The sequence below is a fragment of the Amycolatopsis sp. NPDC006131 genome, from assembly GCF_040614175.1.
GTDB lineage: Bacteria > Actinomycetota > Actinomycetes > Mycobacteriales > Pseudonocardiaceae > Amycolatopsis_E > Amycolatopsis_E tucumanensis.
Window position 1 is genome coordinate 1 of the sequence record NZ_JBEXTX010000089.1, and the last position, 15,831, is coordinate 15,831.

The 15,831-nt window shown below is 71.4% G+C and carries 16 protein-coding genes; 5 read left to right on the top strand and 11 right to left on the bottom strand.

Annotated elements, in window-relative coordinates; genetic code table 11:
- Positions 1–217: hypothetical protein (locus ABZ215_RS32725; RefSeq protein ID WP_354954051.1), on the top strand; the 217-nt coding region annotated here is incomplete at its 5' end.
- On the opposite strand, the gene ABZ215_RS32730 is transcribed toward ABZ215_RS32725, so the two are convergent.
- From ABZ215_RS32730 to ABZ215_RS32755, 6 genes are all read right to left on the bottom strand, one after another.
- Entirely contained in the window at positions 198–695 is a 498-nt protein-coding gene (locus tag ABZ215_RS32730) for a hypothetical protein (protein WP_354954053.1), read from the bottom strand. The two genes, ABZ215_RS32725 and ABZ215_RS32730, sit on opposite strands and share 20 nt — an antisense overlap.
- A 180-nt stretch (positions 696–875) precedes the next feature.
- Positions 876–2,318: a catalase gene (locus ABZ215_RS32735; RefSeq protein WP_020420299.1), complete on the bottom strand. Its 1,443-nt coding sequence runs from the start codon at positions 2,316–2,318 to the stop codon at positions 876–878.
- Positions 2,315–2,764, bottom strand: a complete 450-nt coding sequence (locus ABZ215_RS32740) for a Fur family transcriptional regulator (RefSeq protein ID WP_039791736.1) — start codon at positions 2,762–2,764, stop codon at positions 2,315–2,317. The genes ABZ215_RS32735 and ABZ215_RS32740 overlap by 4 nt, the downstream gene beginning before the upstream one ends.
- Positions 2,765–2,856: 92 nt before the next feature.
- A complete protein-coding gene (locus tag ABZ215_RS32745; RefSeq protein ID WP_354954055.1) occupies positions 2,857–4,065 on the bottom strand; it encodes an MFS transporter in 1,209 nt (402 codons plus the stop codon).
- Between the two features lie 78 nt (positions 4,066–4,143).
- The gene (locus ABZ215_RS32750; protein WP_354712677.1) at positions 4,144–4,743 is read right to left on the bottom strand and encodes a TetR family transcriptional regulator; all 600 of its coding nucleotides are present in this window, start codon (positions 4,741–4,743) and stop codon (positions 4,144–4,146) included.
- Positions 4,724–6,235 carry an MFS transporter gene (locus tag ABZ215_RS32755; protein ID WP_354954057.1) on the bottom strand — a complete coding sequence of 504 codons (1,512 nt, stop codon included), beginning with the start codon at positions 6,233–6,235 and terminating at the stop codon, positions 4,724–4,726. The genes ABZ215_RS32750 and ABZ215_RS32755 overlap by 20 nt, the downstream gene beginning before the upstream one ends.
- Positions 6,236–6,340: 105 nt before the next feature.
- Here ABZ215_RS32755 and ABZ215_RS32760 point away from each other — a divergent pair, with 105 nt between their 5' ends.
- Together ABZ215_RS32760 and ABZ215_RS32765 are read left to right on the top strand one after the other, a co-directional pair.
- Positions 6,341–7,528 carry an MFS transporter gene (locus ABZ215_RS32760; RefSeq protein ID WP_020420294.1) on the top strand — a complete coding sequence of 396 codons (1,188 nt, stop codon included), beginning with the start codon at positions 6,341–6,343 and terminating at the stop codon, positions 7,526–7,528.
- A gap of 89 nt (positions 7,529–7,617) precedes the next feature.
- Positions 7,618–8,148, top strand: a complete 531-nt coding sequence (locus ABZ215_RS32765) for an AAA family ATPase (RefSeq protein ID WP_354712680.1) — start codon at positions 7,618–7,620, stop codon at positions 8,146–8,148.
- Here ABZ215_RS32765 and ABZ215_RS32770 read toward each other — a convergent pair.
- The 5 genes from ABZ215_RS32770 to ABZ215_RS32790 all read right to left on the bottom strand — a co-directional run bounded on the left by ABZ215_RS32770 (position 8,145) and on the right by ABZ215_RS32790 (position 14,299).
- Positions 8,145–9,017, bottom strand: coding sequence for an aldo/keto reductase family oxidoreductase (locus ABZ215_RS32770; RefSeq protein WP_020420292.1), 873 nt, complete (start codon positions 9,015–9,017; stop codon positions 8,145–8,147). The genes ABZ215_RS32765 and ABZ215_RS32770 overlap by 4 nt on opposite strands.
- A gap of 108 nt (positions 9,018–9,125) precedes the next feature.
- Positions 9,126–9,479 (bottom strand): hypothetical protein, encoded by a 354-nt coding sequence (locus tag ABZ215_RS32775; protein WP_354712681.1) that lies wholly within the window; start codon positions 9,477–9,479, stop codon positions 9,126–9,128.
- A gap of 18 nt (positions 9,480–9,497) precedes the next feature.
- Positions 9,498–11,840, bottom strand: coding sequence for an SdrD B-like domain-containing protein (locus ABZ215_RS32780; RefSeq protein ID WP_354954059.1), 2,343 nt, complete (start codon positions 11,838–11,840; stop codon positions 9,498–9,500).
- Between the two features lie 127 nt (positions 11,841–11,967).
- Complete coding sequence (locus tag ABZ215_RS32785) at positions 11,968–13,035, bottom strand: aspartate-semialdehyde dehydrogenase (RefSeq protein WP_020420289.1); 1,068 nt, start codon at positions 13,033–13,035, stop codon at positions 11,968–11,970.
- 1 nt (position 13,036) lies between these two features.
- Entirely contained in the window at positions 13,037–14,299 is a 1,263-nt protein-coding gene (locus ABZ215_RS32790; protein WP_020420288.1) for an aspartate kinase, read from the bottom strand.
- A 122-nt stretch (positions 14,300–14,421) separates the two neighbouring features.
- Here ABZ215_RS32790 and ABZ215_RS32795 point away from each other — a divergent pair, with 122 nt between their 5' ends.
- Both ABZ215_RS32795 and ABZ215_RS32800 read left to right on the top strand, forming a co-directional pair.
- Positions 14,422–15,624, top strand: a complete 1,203-nt coding sequence (locus ABZ215_RS32795) for a mannosyltransferase family protein (protein WP_354954061.1) — start codon at positions 14,422–14,424, stop codon at positions 15,622–15,624.
- A 17-nt stretch (positions 15,625–15,641) separates the two neighbouring features.
- The gene (locus ABZ215_RS32800) at positions 15,642–15,821 is read left to right on the top strand and encodes a hypothetical protein (RefSeq protein ID WP_354954063.1); all 180 of its coding nucleotides are present in this window, start codon (positions 15,642–15,644) and stop codon (positions 15,819–15,821) included.
- Positions 15,822–15,831 lie beyond the last annotated feature (10 nt).

Genomic DNA, 15,831 nt, shown 5'->3' on the forward strand with positions numbered 1-15,831 from the left:
CGTCGCCTTCCGGTTTGTGCATATCACCTTGAGCCAGGGCCGCAAGCTTTGTGTTTTCGGCTGCCGGACCCAGCGCGGGTTGCGGCCCTGGCTCAAGGTGATCGCGCCAGTGTCAGGCGACGGGATGACCACCCAGCTACCTTGGTTGTGGGCAAAGAAAAAGCCGGGCTCCGCGAGCGGAGCCCGGCTTTTCTGGCTCAGGCGGCTGGCACGGTGAGCGCCGGCGGCGGGGCGCCGGTCAGCGCGTTCAGCAGTTCCGTGAGCTTCTGGATCAGCGTCTTCAGCAGGTCCGCCACGATGTCCAGGGGCGGCGGGGGGTTCTGCAGCGGCGACGCCGACGGCGTCTGCTTGACGGTGCTCGCCTGGGACGGGTCGGCGATGATCCGGCTGGCCGTCTCGGCGTCGTTCTTCGCGGACGCGGCGGTTTCCCTCGTGTCCGACTGGACGGTGTACTTCTCACCCGCGGCGAGGTCGCCGAGCAGCGGGCTCATCTGGCCGAGCGTCCGCTGCGTGCCGGGGACGTCGGCCGAGTAAGCCGAGTCGACCAGCTGGGTGCGCAGCTGCAGCAGCTGCTCGCCGGCGGCCTGGGTGCTGGACGTGCCCTTCCCGTCGGCCGCGGCGACAGCGGCTCCGGTCAGCGCCAGAACGCTGCCGGCCACCACCGCGGCGACGACCCGGGCGAACTTGCCTCTCATTCCCTACCTCCTGGTGTGGGTGACCTGACCCGGGCGTGAAGTACCAACTTCGTCGCCGGTGAATCGCCGCGCCACCCGATCCGGGAGTGATCACCACCCGTCTGTGTGGGTGACCCCCGGAGCGAAAGCGGCCCGGTGAGCCACAAAGGACTCACCGGGCCGCTGCTCCGTGGTGGGAGACTACTTGCCGAACGCCTCGGCGACCTTGTCACCGAGGGTCTTGTCGACGTTGCGCCAGTACTCGAACACGCGCTCCAGCACCGGCTCGGACACGCCCTTCTTGGCGTGGCCGATGATGTTGCTCGCGAGGCGCTCGCGCTGCGCGTCGTCCATCACCTTGCGCACCAGGGTGCCCGCCTGGCCGAAGTCGTCGTCCTCGGCGTGCAGCCGGTAGGCGGAGCGGATGACCTCGTCGACCACCCCGTAGGACGACACCGTCTCGCCGGCGTAGGCCGCGTCGGCGTGCGGGCCGCCGAACGAGTTCGGCGCGTACACCGGGTCGCCCGGGTTCTGGTAGCGCATCGCGCCGTCCCGGGAGTAGCTGTTCACCGGCGACTTCGGCGCGTTCACCGGCAGCTGGGCGAAGTTCGCGCCGATCCGGTAGCGGTGCGCGTCCGGGTAGGCGAACAGGCGGCCCTGCAGCATCTTGTCCGGCGACGGGCCGATGCCCGGCACCATGTTGGTCGGCGCGAACGCGGCCTGCTCGATCTCCGCGAAGTAGTTCGACGGGTTGCGGTCGAGCACGTAGCGGCCGACCTTGATCAGCGGGTAGTCGCCGTGCGGCCACACCTTCGTCAGGTCGAACGGGTTGAAGCGGTAGTCCGCAGCTTCCTCGTACGGCATGACCTGGACGTAGAGGGTCCAGCTCGGGTGGTCGCCCCGCTCGATCGCGGTCCACAGGTCGCGGATGTAGTAGTCGGCGTCCTCACCGGCGATGCGGTCCGCGTCGGCCTGCGTCAGGTAGCCGATGCCCTGGTCGGTCTTGAAGTGGTATTTGACCCAGAACTTCTCGCCGCCCGCGTTCTCCCACAGGTAGGTGTGCGAGCCGAACCCGTCCATCTCGCGCCAGTTCGACGGGATGCCGCGGTCGCCCATCAGCCAGGTGACCTGGTGGGCCGACTCCGGCCGCAGGGTCCAGAAGTCCCACTGGATGTTGTGGTCGCGCAGGTGGTTGTCGGCGCGGCGCTTCTGCGAGTGGATGAAGTCGGGGAACTTGATCGGGTCCCGGATGAAGAACACCGGCGTGTTGTTGCCGACGATGTCGTAGTTGCCCTGCGTGGTGTAGAACTTCACCGCGAACCCGCGCGGGTCGCGCCAGGTGTCGGGCGAGCCGTTCTCGCCGGCCACCGAGGAGAAGCGGATGAGGCTCTCGGTGCGGGTGCCCGGCTGGAAGACCGCGGCCTTGGTGAACTGGCTGACGTCCTCGGTGACCTCGAGGAAACCGAACGCACCGCCGCCCTTCGCGTGCACCACGCGCTCCGGGACGCGCTCCCGGTTGAAGTGCGCGTTCTTCTCGATGAGGTAGTGGTCCTGCAGCAGGATCGGGCCGTTGGCGCCCAGGGTCAGCGAATCGTTGTCGCTGGCCACCGGGATGCCCACGTTGTTGGTGGTCGGCTTGGTCACGCCGAGCCCTCCTTCTCGTGGTGGGTGGTGGAACAGGCGGGGCACAGGCCCCAGAAGACGACCTCCGCCTCCTCGACAACGAACCCCGCGGTGTTCGAGGGTTCGAGGCACGGTGCGGCGCCGTGGACGCAGTCGACGTCCTCGGCCCGGCCGCAGACGCGGCAGACGAGGTGGTGGTGGTTGTCCCCGGTACGCGTTTCGAACCGGGCCGGGTGCCCGGCCGGCTCGACGCGCCGCACCAGATCGGCGTTCGCGCAGGCGCCCAGGACGTCGTAGACCGTCTGGGTGGACACGGATCCGAGCACGTCCCGCACGCCGGCCGCGACCTGGTCGGCGGTCGAGTGCGGGTGCCCGGCGAGCCACTCGAGGACGGCGACGCGCGGAGCGGTGATCCGCAGGCCGACGGCTTTGAGCTGGTCCCGCACGGGGCTGGTCTGGTGGGGCATCGAGGTCCACAGTGCCCGCTAATCTGGAACGAGTCAAGATAAAAACTGGAACGAGTCCAGAAAACTGCCCAAGTGGGTGAGGCCCGCCTCGGTCACCGGGCGGCCGACATCCCTGAGACGAAGGCCGACCGCACCGACCCGAGCAGATCCGGTACGGACTCGGCGACGCGCGCCCCGCCGGCCGCGCTGTCCCGGACGGCCTCTGCGGACGGCTCGGGCAACCCACCGACATCCACCGACCCGCGGTAACCGGCGTTGAGGACGGTGCCCAGGATCGCCACGCCGAGGGTGCCACCGAGCTGTCGGATCACCTGCAGAACTCCGCCTCTCACGCCATTGCGTCTCGGGTCCAGTGCCCCGAGCGCGTCGTCCAGGGCCGCGAAAACCGCGCACCCCAGTCCGACCCCTACCAGCGAAACCCACAGAGCGATGAAGCCGTAGCCGTGGCCGGATCCCGAGACCGCGCCGATGACGAGCCCTGCCGCCATCACCAGAAATCCCCCGGCACCGACGACCTTCACCCCCAGCCTGCGGTGCAGTGGATCGGCCACCTGCATGCCCACCGACATCCCCAAGACCATCGGGAGCAACTGCACTCCTGCTTCCAGCGCGCCGGCACCACGGACCGCGTCGAAGTACTGCGGCAGCAGGAACAACACACCCAACATCACGAAGGACGTGAGCCCGCTGAGCAGGCCACCCCACCGGAACCCGGGCGTGGTGAACAGTCCGAGGTCCAGCAACGGGTATCGCACGCGCCCCTCCACGACGACGAACGCGCACAGCAACGCGACTCCGGCCAGGATCGGCCCGAACGCGGAGATCGCGATCCACCCGCGGTCACCGGCTTCGATCAGTCCGAAGGTCAGCGCCACCACGCCCGCGCCGGACAACACGATGCCGGGGAGGTCGGCGCGCCGTGCCCGGTCCACCGGCAAGGCCGGAACCAACCAGGCCAGCAACACGAACCCGACGACCACGAACGGCACGTTGAGCAGGAAGACCGAACCCCACCAGAAGCTGTCGAGAAGCCAGCCGCCGACCACCGGGCCGAGCGGTACCCCGACTGCCACCGCCACGGACCACACGGCGAGAGCACGGCCCCGATCGGCGCCCGGGAACAAGACGTTGAGCACTGCCATCGACAACGAGACCAGGCAGGCGGCACCGAGGCCGAGAAATGCCCTGGCCACGATCAGGCTCTCGACCGAGTCCGCGAAGGCGCAGGCGACCGACGCCGAACCGAACAGCGCAAGGCCGCCGAGCAGGAACCGCTTGATGCCGAACCGGTCACCGAGCAAGCCCGCCGGAAGCAGCCCGGCCGCACCGTCATGTCCAGTCCGAAGGTGAGCAGGGCCATGCAGAGCGCCCCAAGCCACCTACAGCGGCAGCCCGTCCTCCAGCAGGGTGACCGCCTTGTCGATCACGTCCACCAGGTTCTCCGGGGCCTCGGCCGCGCTGAAGTACGCCGCGAAGACCACCCCGATCACCGCCCCGGACCAGACCCGCACAGTGAAGTCGCCGGGGTCCCGGCCTGCTCGTTCGGCCGCGGCCTCGGCCAGCATGCCCAGCCCGGCGGCGATGTGTTCGATCATCCGGTTGCGCAGTTCGGGCACGCTGAACACCAGCCGCTGCCGGGCGCGCTCCAGTTCGGACTCCTCGGCGTCCAGCCGCGCGAACACCTGGGCGCACGCGGCCCGCACCGCCTGGAGCGGGGTCAGCTCGGCCGGCTGCTCCACGAACGCCCGCATCAGCACCGGATCGAGGCGGTCGTAGAGGACCGTGTCCTCCTTGGTCGGGAAGTAGCGGAAGAAGGTGCTCTGCGACACCTCGGCCGCCGCGGCGATCTGCTCGATCGTCGTCTCCGCGTAGCCCTGCGCGGTGAACAACCGCAGCGCCTGGCTCTGGATCGCGGCCCGCGTGCGCGCCTTCTTCCGCTCCCGCAACCCGAGCGGCTGCTCATCCCGCGACGAACTCATGCCCCGATTCTGCCCCGGCCACGTCCTGCGCCTGGCGCGGCAGGAACAGCGCGGCGAGCACGGCACCCACCAGCGCGAACCCGGCGCACACCCACAGCGTCGCCGACATGCCCGCGACGAAGGACTCGCGCACCGACCCGAGCAACGCGGGCACCCGCGCGGCGACCTGCACCCCGGCCGCGGCGCTGTCGCGCACCGCCGCGGCCACGTCGTCCGGCAACCCGGCGACGTCGACCCCGCCCCGGTACCCCGCGTTCAGCACCGTGCCGAGGATCGCGACGCCCAACGTGCCACCGACCTGCCGCATCGCCTGCAGCACGCCACCCCCGACGCCGCTGCGGCCCGGGCTCAGCGCGCCCATCGCGATGTCCATCGACGGCGGCAACGCGAAGCCCAGCCCGAGGCCGACCAGTGACACCCACACCGCCGCGTAGCCGTACCCGTCGCCGGTCCCAGTGGCGGTTCCGGCCACCAGCCCGCCGGTCATCAGCACGAACCCCGTGCTCACCAGCACCCGCGCGCCCGGCCGCGGACGCAACCACTCCGCGACCCGCACCCCGACGAGCAGACCGCCGACCACCGGCAACAGCCGCAACCCGGTGCCGAGCGCGTCCGTGGCATGCACCGCCTGGAAGTACTGCGGCAACAGGAACAACGCGCCCATCATCGCGAAGGACGCCAGCGTCGCGAGCACCGCGCCCCAGCGGAAGCCGGGCGAGGCGAACAACCCGAGGTCCAGCAACGGGTGGGCGGCCCGGGCCTGGTGGACGACGAACCCGGCCAGCAGCGCGAGCCCGCCGAGCACCGGCCCGAGCACGGTGGCCGAACCCCAGCCGCGGTCACCCGCCTCGACCAGTCCGTAGGTCAGCGCGACCAGGCTCGCGCTGGACAGGACGACACCAGGGAGGTCGAACCGCCTGCCGCGATCGCCGGGCAGATCCGGCACCAGCCAGGCCAGCAGGACCAGGCCGGCGAGCACCGCGGGCACGTTGAGCAGGAACACCGAGCCCCACCAGAAGTTGTCCAGCAGCCACCCGCCGACCACCGGCCCGAGCGGGATACCGACCGCCATCGCCGCGGCCCACACGGCGATCGCCCGCCCGCGGTCGGCGCCCGGGAACAGCGCGTTCAGCACCGACATCGACAGCGGCACCAGTGCCGCCGCGCCCAGCCCGAGGAACGCGCGCGCCGCGATCAGCATCCCGGCCGAACCGGCGTAGGCGCAGGCCACCGAGGCCAGGCCGAAGACCGCGAGACCACCGAGCAGGAACCGCTTCGTGCCGAACTTGTCGCCGAGCAGGCCGGCCGGGAGCAGCCCCGCGGCGAGCACCAGCGTGTACGCGTTCGAGAACCACTGCAGCTCGCTCGTCGACGCCTCCAGGTCGACGGCCAGCGTCGGCAGGGCCACCGACAGGACCGTCACATCGAGTCCGAACGCCAGCAACGCCACGGCCAGCGCCCCCAACGCCCACCACCGCTTCGACCCGTCCATCCCAGCCTCCAAACTGATAGCCACTACTCTTTGATAGTAACTGTCAGTTTTCCGGAGCGGCAAGCGGCGCGAAAAGGAGTTGCACGGCCGTGCCAAAGTGGGAGCATGTCCCTCCAGCCGTACCGCCAGGTCCTCGCCCTGCCCGGGGTCCGCATGGCGATGCTGCTGTTCTTCTTCACTCGCCTGCCGATGACCGCCACCGGGATCACGCTGACCCTGCACGTCGTCAGCGACCTCGGCCGCGGGTACGGCCAGGCGGGTCTCGTCGGGACCGCGACGATGCTGGGCAGCGCCATCGGCGCGCCGGTCGTCGGCCGGATGATCGACCGCTACGGGCTGCGCGCGGTCACCTCGGTGTGCGGCCTGACCTCCGCGGCGTTCTGGCTGGCCACCCCGCACCTGCCGTACGCGGCGCTGCTCGTGACCGCGCTGCCGGCGGGCGCGCTCGTGCTGCCTGCCAGCTCGATCGCCCGCCAGGTGCTGACCGCGCTGGTGCCGCCGGAGTCGCGGCGCTCGGCGTACTCGCTCGACTCGATCCTGCTGGAGACGAGCTTCATGGTCGGCCCGAGCGCGGGCATCGCCCTGTCGACGCAGCTGTCCTCGACCGTCGCGCTGAGCGGGATCGGCGTCTGCTTCGCGCTCGGCACCCTCGCGCTGTGCTGGTTCAACCCGCCGATCCGGCACGAGGGCGAGACGGTCACCGCCGAGCGGCCGCCGATGCGGGAGTGGCTCAGCCCGCGGCTGGTCGGCGCCCTGCTCGTCGCGTCGGGGGCGCTGTTCTGCCTGATGGGCACCGAACTGGCGACGCTCGCCGCGCTGCGCGCCACCGGCGAGGTGGGCTGGACCGGCGTGGTGATCGCCGTGATGTGCGTCGCCTCGGCGGTCGGCGGGATCGTGCACGGCGCGGTGCGGAAGTCGCTGTCGCAGGCGCGGCTGATGGTGCTGCTGACCGTGCTCGTGATCCCGGTCGGGTTGGCCACCGGGCTGCCGTGGTGGCTGCTGGCGCTGGCGCTGGTGCCGACGAACCTGGCCTGCGCGCCGACGCTCGCGTCAACCGCCGAGGAGGTCACCGGCCTCGCGCCGCCACGGGTGCGGGGCGAGGCGATGGGCCTGCTCGACGCCGCCACCCGGCTCGGCATGGCGGCGGGCAGCCCGGTGGTCGGGTTCGTGATCGACCACACCGGCCCCGGCTGGGGCTTCGCGGCGGCGGGCCTGTTCGGGCTCGGCTTCGCCGCGGTGGCCTTCGGGCTGCGCCGCCGCTCGGCCAGGGTCCCGGCTGTGGCGCCGCTGTGAATGACCGATTTGACCTGTAAGTGCGGAACGCGGGTGGCGTGATCGCGCGTTGGCCCGGTATGGACAGCACAGCCGGCGCCACCTTGCAGATGACGATCGAACCGCGCGCGCTGCTGGTCATCGCCGGGCTGCCCGGTTCGGGCAAGAGCACGCTGCTGCGCAGCACGCAGGCCAGCCGCCCGGTCGAGGTGCTCGACTCCGACCAGATGCGCGACCGGCTGGCCGCCGCGCTGCCGCCCGGCACGCCGTACCGCCGCTACCGCCCGGCGGTGCACGTCCTGCACCGGCTGCGGGTGGTGCTCGCGGCGATCCGCACGCCCGGCCCGGTCGTTGTGCACGACCCGGCCACCGGCGCGGCGACCAGGGCGTGGCTGATGCTGACCGGGCTGCTCACCGGACGGCGGCGGCACCTGCTGTGGGTGGACTGCACCCCGGAGGAGGCGCTGGCCGGGCAACGCGCGCGCGGCCGGGTGCTGCGCAAGGCGTCCTTCTGCCGTCACCTGCGCCGCCTGCCGCGGGTCCGCGCCCTGCTGTTCGAGGGGCGGCCCCGCGGCTGGAACGAGACCACGGTCGTCGACCGGGAGACAGCCGGCCGGGGGCTCCACCTCGTGGTGCGTTAGGCGATCGCGTCGAGTTCGGCGATCGCGTCCGCGGGGAGGTCCAGGGACGCGGCGGCCACGTTCTCCCGCAGGTGGGCGACCGACGACGTGCCCGGGATGAGCAGGATGTTCGGCGACCGCTGCAGCAGCCAGGCCAGCGCGACGGCCATCGGCGTCGCGCCGAGGCGGGCGGCCACCGAGTTCAGCACCTCCGACTGCAGCGGCGAGAACCCGCCGAGCGGGAAGTACGGCACGTACGCGATGCCCTGCGCGGCCAGCGACTCGACCAGCTTGTCGTCCTCGCGGTGGGCCACGTTGTAGGCGTTCTGCACGCACACGACCGGCGCGATCGACTGCGCCTCGGCGACCTGCTCGGCGTTCACCGTGCTGATGCCGAGGTGCTTGATCAGCCCCTCCTGCTGCATCTCGACCAGCGCGGTGAACGGCTCGGCGATCGAGCCGGGCACCGCGGAGTGGCCGTCGTCCCCGCCGCCGACGCGCAGGTTGACCACGTCGAGCGCGTCGACGCCGAGGTTGCGCAGGTTGTCGTGCACCTGGGCACGCAGCTGCTCCGGCGAGCGCTGGTGCACCCAGGCGCCCTGGTCGTCGCGCACCGCGCCGACCTTCGTCACCACCACGATCCCGTCGTAGGGGTGCAGCGCCTCGCGGATGATCTGGTTCGTCACGTGCGGGCCGTAGAAGTCGGCGGTGTCGATGTGGTTGACACCCAGCTCGACCGCTTCGCGCAGGACCGCGACCGCGGCGTCCCGGTCCGCGGGCGGCCCGAACACGCCAGGCCCGGCCAGCTGCATCGCGCCGTAGCCCATGCGCCCGACGGTGAGCCCGCCTGCGAGGGTGAAGGTGCCGCCGGCCAGTGTGTTCGCTGTCATGGAAATCCCTTCTCGGCTTGTTCGGGCTCCACGATCCCCCGCGCGCCGCGGAACAGGCAGAGCCCCGCCGATCCTAGGAGTCCCGGGGACAGCCGGCCTGCCGCCGCCTCACGTACAGGCCTGGCGCAGCCGCTCCAGGTTGGCGGTGTTCGTCTGGACCCAGTCGTTCACGTCGGACAGGCCCTGCGACTTGCGCTGCTCCAGCGCGACGTAGGAGTCGGCGATCGCGAACAGGTTCTGCTGCAGCGTCTGGTCGGCCACCTGGTTGCCGAGGTTGCGCAGCTCCTCGGCCTTCTGCTGCGCCTGGGCGGACACCTCCTGCGCCGAGGCGTACGGGTTGAGGTTCGCCAGCCCGAGGGCCTGCGAGCACGCGCTCACCCGGTCCGCCGTCTCCGCGGCTTCCGCACAACCGGCCAGCACGACCGCCATCCCGACGACTCCGAGCACCCGCAGAATTCTCATAACGCCCAAACTACCGGGTCACGCTCCCGGCTCGGCGGCCTTCCACCAGCGCACCCCGACGACCGCGCCGATCGCCGCCACGACACCGAACAACACCCACCCGACGGGGAACTCGCCGCCGCTCGTGGACTCCTGCGCGGCAGGCACGACCGCCGGGCTGGCGCTGACCAGGCCGATCCGCACGGACAGGTCCTCCCGCGGCTTCGGGCCGACCGTCACCGGTCCGGCGCAGCCCGGGTCGCCGCCTGCGATGTGGAAGCCGCGGAACTCCGGGGCGAGGCCGGCGAGGTCGAAGCACACCCGGTAGGAGCCGTCGGGCAGGTCGTCGAGCAGGTACGAGCCGTCCGCGGCGGTGCGGGTGGTCGCCACCGGGCGCCCTCCGTCGTCGGTCAGCGTCACCGGGACCCCGGCCGCGCCGGGCTCGCCCGCGTCCTGCGTGCCGTTGCCGTTGCGGTCCACCCACAGCAGGTCGCCGAGCCGGTTGCGCGCGGGCGACAACCCGACGCCGATGGTGCTCTCGTCGCGGTGACCGACGCCGACGGCGACCGGCGGAGCGCACCCGCTCGCCAGGTCCACATCGGAATCCTTTGTGGACTCACCGGCGCGCGGCTTCGTGAACTGGTACCCGGCCACCGGCGCGGGCAGCGCGGCGCGGTCGACGCACACCTGGTACGCGCCGTCCGGGATCCCGGTGAACCGGAACCGGCCGTCGGCGCCGGTGGTCGTCGACGCCTCCTCGCCGCCGCCTGCGCGGAGCAGCTTGACCGGCACCCCGCTCGGGCCGGACTCGGTGGCGTCGGCGATGCCGTTGCGGTTCGTGTCCGCCCACACCCGGTCGCCGATCCGGTTGGCAGGCGCGGCGAGCCCCATGTTCAGCGCGGTGTCCTCGCGCTTGCCGAGGCCGAGGGTCACCTGCGGGGTGCAGCCGGTCGCCGGGTCGGCGCCGGAGACCGGGCTCCCCTCAACCGGCGTGAAGTCGGCCGCGGCCTGCGGCAGGTTGGCCAGGTCGAAGCACACCGCGAACGAGCCGGACGGCAGGTCTTCGAAGGAGTACTTCCCGTCCTGGCCGGTGGTGGTCATGGCGACCTGGGTGCCGTCCGCGCCGCGCAGCTTCACCGGCACCCCGGCGATCCCCGGCTCCAGCGCTCCCGGCGCGCCGTCGCCGTCGACGTCCTGCCAGACCAGCGCGGCGATCCGGTTGACCGGCGGCGCCAGGCCGGCGTCCATCGTGAAGTCCTGGGTACGGCTCGGGGTCAGCTCGGTCGGCGCGGTGCAGCCGGTGGCCGGGTCGGGCGCGGAGTCCTGGCCCGGCGTGCCAGCGCGCTGCCTGGTGAGCTGGTAGTCGCCGTACTGCGGCGGGAGCTTCGCGGTGTCGAAGCAGACCTGGTAGCTGCCGTCGGGCAGGTGCGAGAACTGGTACTGGCCGTGCGGGCCGGTGCTCGTCCCGGCGACCGGGGTGCCGTCGGCCTTCTGCAGCCGCACGCCCACGTCGGCGATGCCGGGCTCGCCCTGGTCCTGCAACCCGTTGCGGTTGACGTCGGCCCACACCAGGTCGCCGATCCGGTTGAGGCCGCCGACCACGCCCGCGTCCACGGTGTGGTCGACCGAGCCGGGCGGGCCGATCGCGACCCGCACCGAACCGCTCTCGGGGTCCACATCGGAATCCAGCGACTGGTCGCCCGCGTGCGGAACGGTCCACTTCAGACCCTCGACGGGCGGGGATCCGGGCAGCGGGCCGGTGTTCACGCCGCCGAAGTCGAACCGCAGGGTGTAGCAGCTGTTGGGCTGCAGGCCCTCGGCCGGGCCGAACAGGTAGCGCCCGGCGGAGTCGGTGGTCTTCTCGGCCAGCGGCGCCCCGCCGCCGTCGCAGCCCAGCAGCTGCACCCGCACACCCGGCAGCGGCGGCTCGTCGCCGTCCTGCACGCCGTCGCCGTCGGTGTCGAACCACGTCCGGTCGCCGAGCTGGACCGGGCCGTCCATGCCGCCGACGCCCATCGTGAGCGTGACGGCCTTGCCGCCGCCCACGTCGACGAACTCGGTCAGGCTGGCGCGGCTCTGGTCCTCGGCCGCCGGCTTGACGTCCGGCATGGACGCCGGGATCGAGGCGTCCACGCGGTACTTCCCGCCGGACAGCGCGGTGGTCGTGAGCTGCGCCGTGCCGTCCGGCCCGGTGACGCCGCTGACGCTGGCGCCACTCGGGTCGGTGGCCACGACCAGGATGCCGCCGACCCCGGTCTCACCCCGGACGACCCGCACCGTGAGCGGGCCGTCGGTGTCGTCCGCGGTCGCCACGAGCAGGGGCGTGCCCATGCCGAGCACCACCGCCGCGCACACGAACGCGGCCAGGACATGCCTTGTCACCGCGAGCTCCCCGACTTCTCCCTGCCATTGACTCGGCCCACACTAGAAGCGGGCCGACGTCGGGCCAGGGAGAAGTTGCCTCACTGTCGAGTGAATTCAGCGAGGCCGGGGCAACTCTGCGTGGCCGTCAGCCGAACTCGGGAGCCAGCTGCTCGGCGATCTCGTAGGTGTTCAGCGCCGCGCCCTTGCGCAGGTTGTCCCCGCACACGAAGAAGTCGAGCGTGTTCGGGAAGTCCAGCGCCTGGCGCACCCGTCCGACGTACGTCGGGTCGCCGCCGACGACCTCGGCCGGGCTCGGGAACTCGCCGTTGGCCGGGTCGTCGACCAGCACGATCGACGACTGCGCCGCGAACACCTTGTGCGCGGCCTCGACGGTGACCTCGCGCGCGAAGGTGGCGTGCACCGCGAGCGAGTGGGTGGTGACCACCGGGACGCGGACGCAGGTCGCGGACACCTTCAGGTCCGGGATGCCGAGGATCTTCCGCGACTCGTTGCGGACCTTGAGCTCCTCGGAGAACCAGCCGTCACCCTTGTAGGAACCGGCGGCCGGAACCACGTTCAACGCCAGCGGGGTGCCCGCGAACGGGCTGTCCGACAGCGGCAGGCCGGCCGACTCCAGCGCGGCCCGCACGTCGCCCGCCTTCGCGCCGAGGTCCTTTCCGGACACCGCGGCCAGCTCGGCCTGCAGCCGGTCGATGCCGGGCTGGCCAGCGCCGGACGCCGCCTGGTACGAGGCGACCACCAGCTCGGTGAGGCCGAACTCGCGGTGCAGCGCGCCCAGCGCCGCCATCATCGACAGCGTCGTGCAGTTCGGGTTGGCGATGATGCCGCGCGGCCGCTCCCGCACCTTGTCGGAGTTGACCTCGGGCACCACGAGCGGCACCTCGTCGTCCATCCGGAACGCGCCGGAGTTGTCGACCGCGATCGCGCCGCGTTCGGCCGCGATCGGGGCCCACTCGGCGGACACCTCGTCCGGCACGTCGAACATGGCGACGTCGACGCCGTCGAAGGCCTCCGGGGACAGCGCGATCACGGTCAGTTCCTCGCCGCGCACGGTGATCTTCTTGCCGGCCGACCGCGGCGAGGCGATCAGCCGGATCTCACCCCACGGCACGCTCTCGCGCCCGTTGATGATGTCGATCATGACGGTGCCCACCGCGCCGGTCGCACCGACCAGAGCCAACGTCGGAGCCATTTCAGCGACCACTCCCCGCGTACACGACGGCTTCCTCGTCGCCGCCAAGTTCGAATGCCTCGTGGATCGCGCGCACCGCGTCGTCCAGCTGCGCGTCGCGGATCAGGACCGAGATCCGGATCTCCGAGGTGTTGATGATCTCGATGTTGACGCCGACCTTGGCCAGCGCCTCGCAGAAGGTCGCGGTGACGCCGGGGTGCGAGCGCATGCCCGCGCCCACCAGCGAAACCTTGCCGACCTGGTCGTCGTAGAGCACGGAGTCGAACTCCAGCTCGCCCTTCAGCTTCTCCAGCTCCGCAACGGCCTTCGGACCGTTCGCCTTCGACAGCGTGAAGGTGATGTCGGTGCGGCCCGCGGTGTTGGAGACGTTCTGCAGCACCATGTCGATGTCGATCTCGGCGTCGGCGATGACCCGGAAGATCCGCCCCGCGGCGCCGGCGTGGTCCGGCACCCCGGTGACGGTGACCTTGGCCTCCGACCGGTCGTGCGCCACACCGGTGATCAACGCTTGTTCCACGGGGATCTCCTCAATCGAACCGGCCACGGTGGTGCCCGGCTTGTCGCTGTAGGACGAACGGACCCGGATCGGCACGCCGTAGCGGCGGGCGTACTCGACCGAGCGCAGGTGCAGGATCTTCGAACCGCTCGCGGCGAGTTCGAGCATCTCCTCGTACGGGATGGTGTCGAGTTTGCGCGCGTTGGGCACGATCCGCGGGTCGGCGGTGTACACGCCGTCCACATCGGAGTAGATCTCGCACGCGTCCGCGTTGAGCGCCGCGGCCAGCGCCACCGCGGTGGTGTCCGAACCGCCGCGGCCGAGAGTGGTGATGTCCTTGGTGTCCTGCGCGACGCCCTGGAACCCGGCGACCAGCGCGATGTAACCCTGGTCGAGGGCCTCGGTGACCCGGCTCGGTGTCACGTCGATGATGCGCGCGTTGCCGTGCACGCCCGTCGTGACCACACCCGCCTGGGATCCGGTGAACGACCACGCTTCGAAACCGTGAGCCGAAATCGCCATCGCGACAAGCGCGTTGGAAATGCGCTCCCCAGCGGTGAGCAGCATGTCCATCTCTCGTTCGGGCGGCACCGGGTTGACCTGCTGGGCCAGGTCGAGCAATTCGTCGGTGGTGTCACCCATGGCGGAGCAGACGACGACCACGTCGTTGCCCGCCTTCTTGGTGGCCACGATCCGTTCGGCCACGCGCTTGATGCGATCAGCGCTCTCCAGCGACGAACCGCCGTACTTCTGGACCACGAGCGCCACTTGTCTGCCGACCTCCTATTTCGCACCTTTCGGAGCAGCCTACCGGGGGTTACGGCCCTGGCCACCCCGTTATGTGGCTCCGGCCACTGCCGCCGGCCGGACTCGTGGGAAAATGACCAACCGTGCAGGGCAGCAGCCAAACCGTTCGACGACCGGAGCAAGCGGCCCCTGGCCTGCTGCTGGACCTGGCCGACCGGATCACCAGACGCCGGGCGCTCCTGCTGCCTGCGGCCCTGTACCTCGGTGTGCGGGCCCTCGGTGTTGTGGTGCTCACGGTGTTCGCCGCGCTGCACGAGGACGACCTGTTGTCTAGGATCGCCGCCTGGGACGGCCAGTGGTACCTCAAGATCGCGGCGTCCGGCTACGAACTCGGGCCGACGACCGACGCGCTCGGCCACCCGAACCCGCACACGCCGCGGGCGTTCTTCCCCGGGTACCCGTTCCTGATCCGGCTGCTGGCGCCCGCGCTCGGGTTTCCCGCGGCGGCGCTGGTGGTGTCGCTGGCCGCCGGGCTCTTCGCGGCGTACGGCCTGGCCCGGCTCGGGCGTCTCGTGCGCGGCGGCTCGCGCCGGGCCGGCTACATCCTGGTGGCCCTGTTCGCGGCGACGCCGATGAGCGTCGTGTTGACCATGGCTTACACCGAAGCGTTGTTCTGCGCGCTGGCGGTGTGGACGCTGGTCGCGGTGCTGGAGCGGCGGTGGGAGGTGGCCGGGCTGTGCTGCCTGGCGGCCGGGCTGGTGCGGTCGACGGCGCTGGCGCTGGTCGTCGCGGTGGTGGTGGCCGCGGTGATCGCCTTGACGCACCGAGAAGACGGCGGCCGCCCGCTCGCCGCGCTGGGGCTGGCGCCCGCCGGGTTGTTCGGATACCTGTGGTGGACCGGGATGCGGGTGCGGCCGGAGTCCGGGTTCGAGGCGCAGCTGAGCACCTGGTCCGACCTGGAGTGGCAGGGGTGGCGGACCCGGTTCGACGGCGGGGTGTCGACGGCCCGATTCGTGGCCGAGGTGCTGACGGGCAGCGATTCGGCGATGAGCGTGCTGACGGTCGCCGTGATCGCCGGCGCGCTGATCGGCATGGCGGTGCTGGCCCGGCGCGAGACGGTGCTGGCGGTGTACGCGGCCGGGGTGCTGGTGATGTGCCTGGGGTCGAGCGCGCTGATGCACGCCAAGCCGCGGTTGTTGTTGCCCGCGTTCACGTTGCTGGTCCCGGTGGCGGTGGCGCTGGCCAAACGCCGGACGAACACCGTGCTGTGGGTCTGCTCGGGGGTCGCGCTGGCGAGCGCGTGGTTCGGCGCGTTCGCGCTGACGGTCTGGAAGTATGCGATCTGACCCGCGAGGAGGCGCGCATGACGAAGCCCGGTGACGCGGACAGCTACGTCGCCATCGATTCGCCGCTGCTGGACAACGGCAGGCCCGTGCTCCGGTTCGTCCGGACGACGGCGCGGGACGTTGTGACGTCGGTCGAACCGTCCGCCGCGGACATCGCCAAGGCGCACGCGGCACTGGCCCGCCAGCGCGAACTCTGACTCCGGCGAA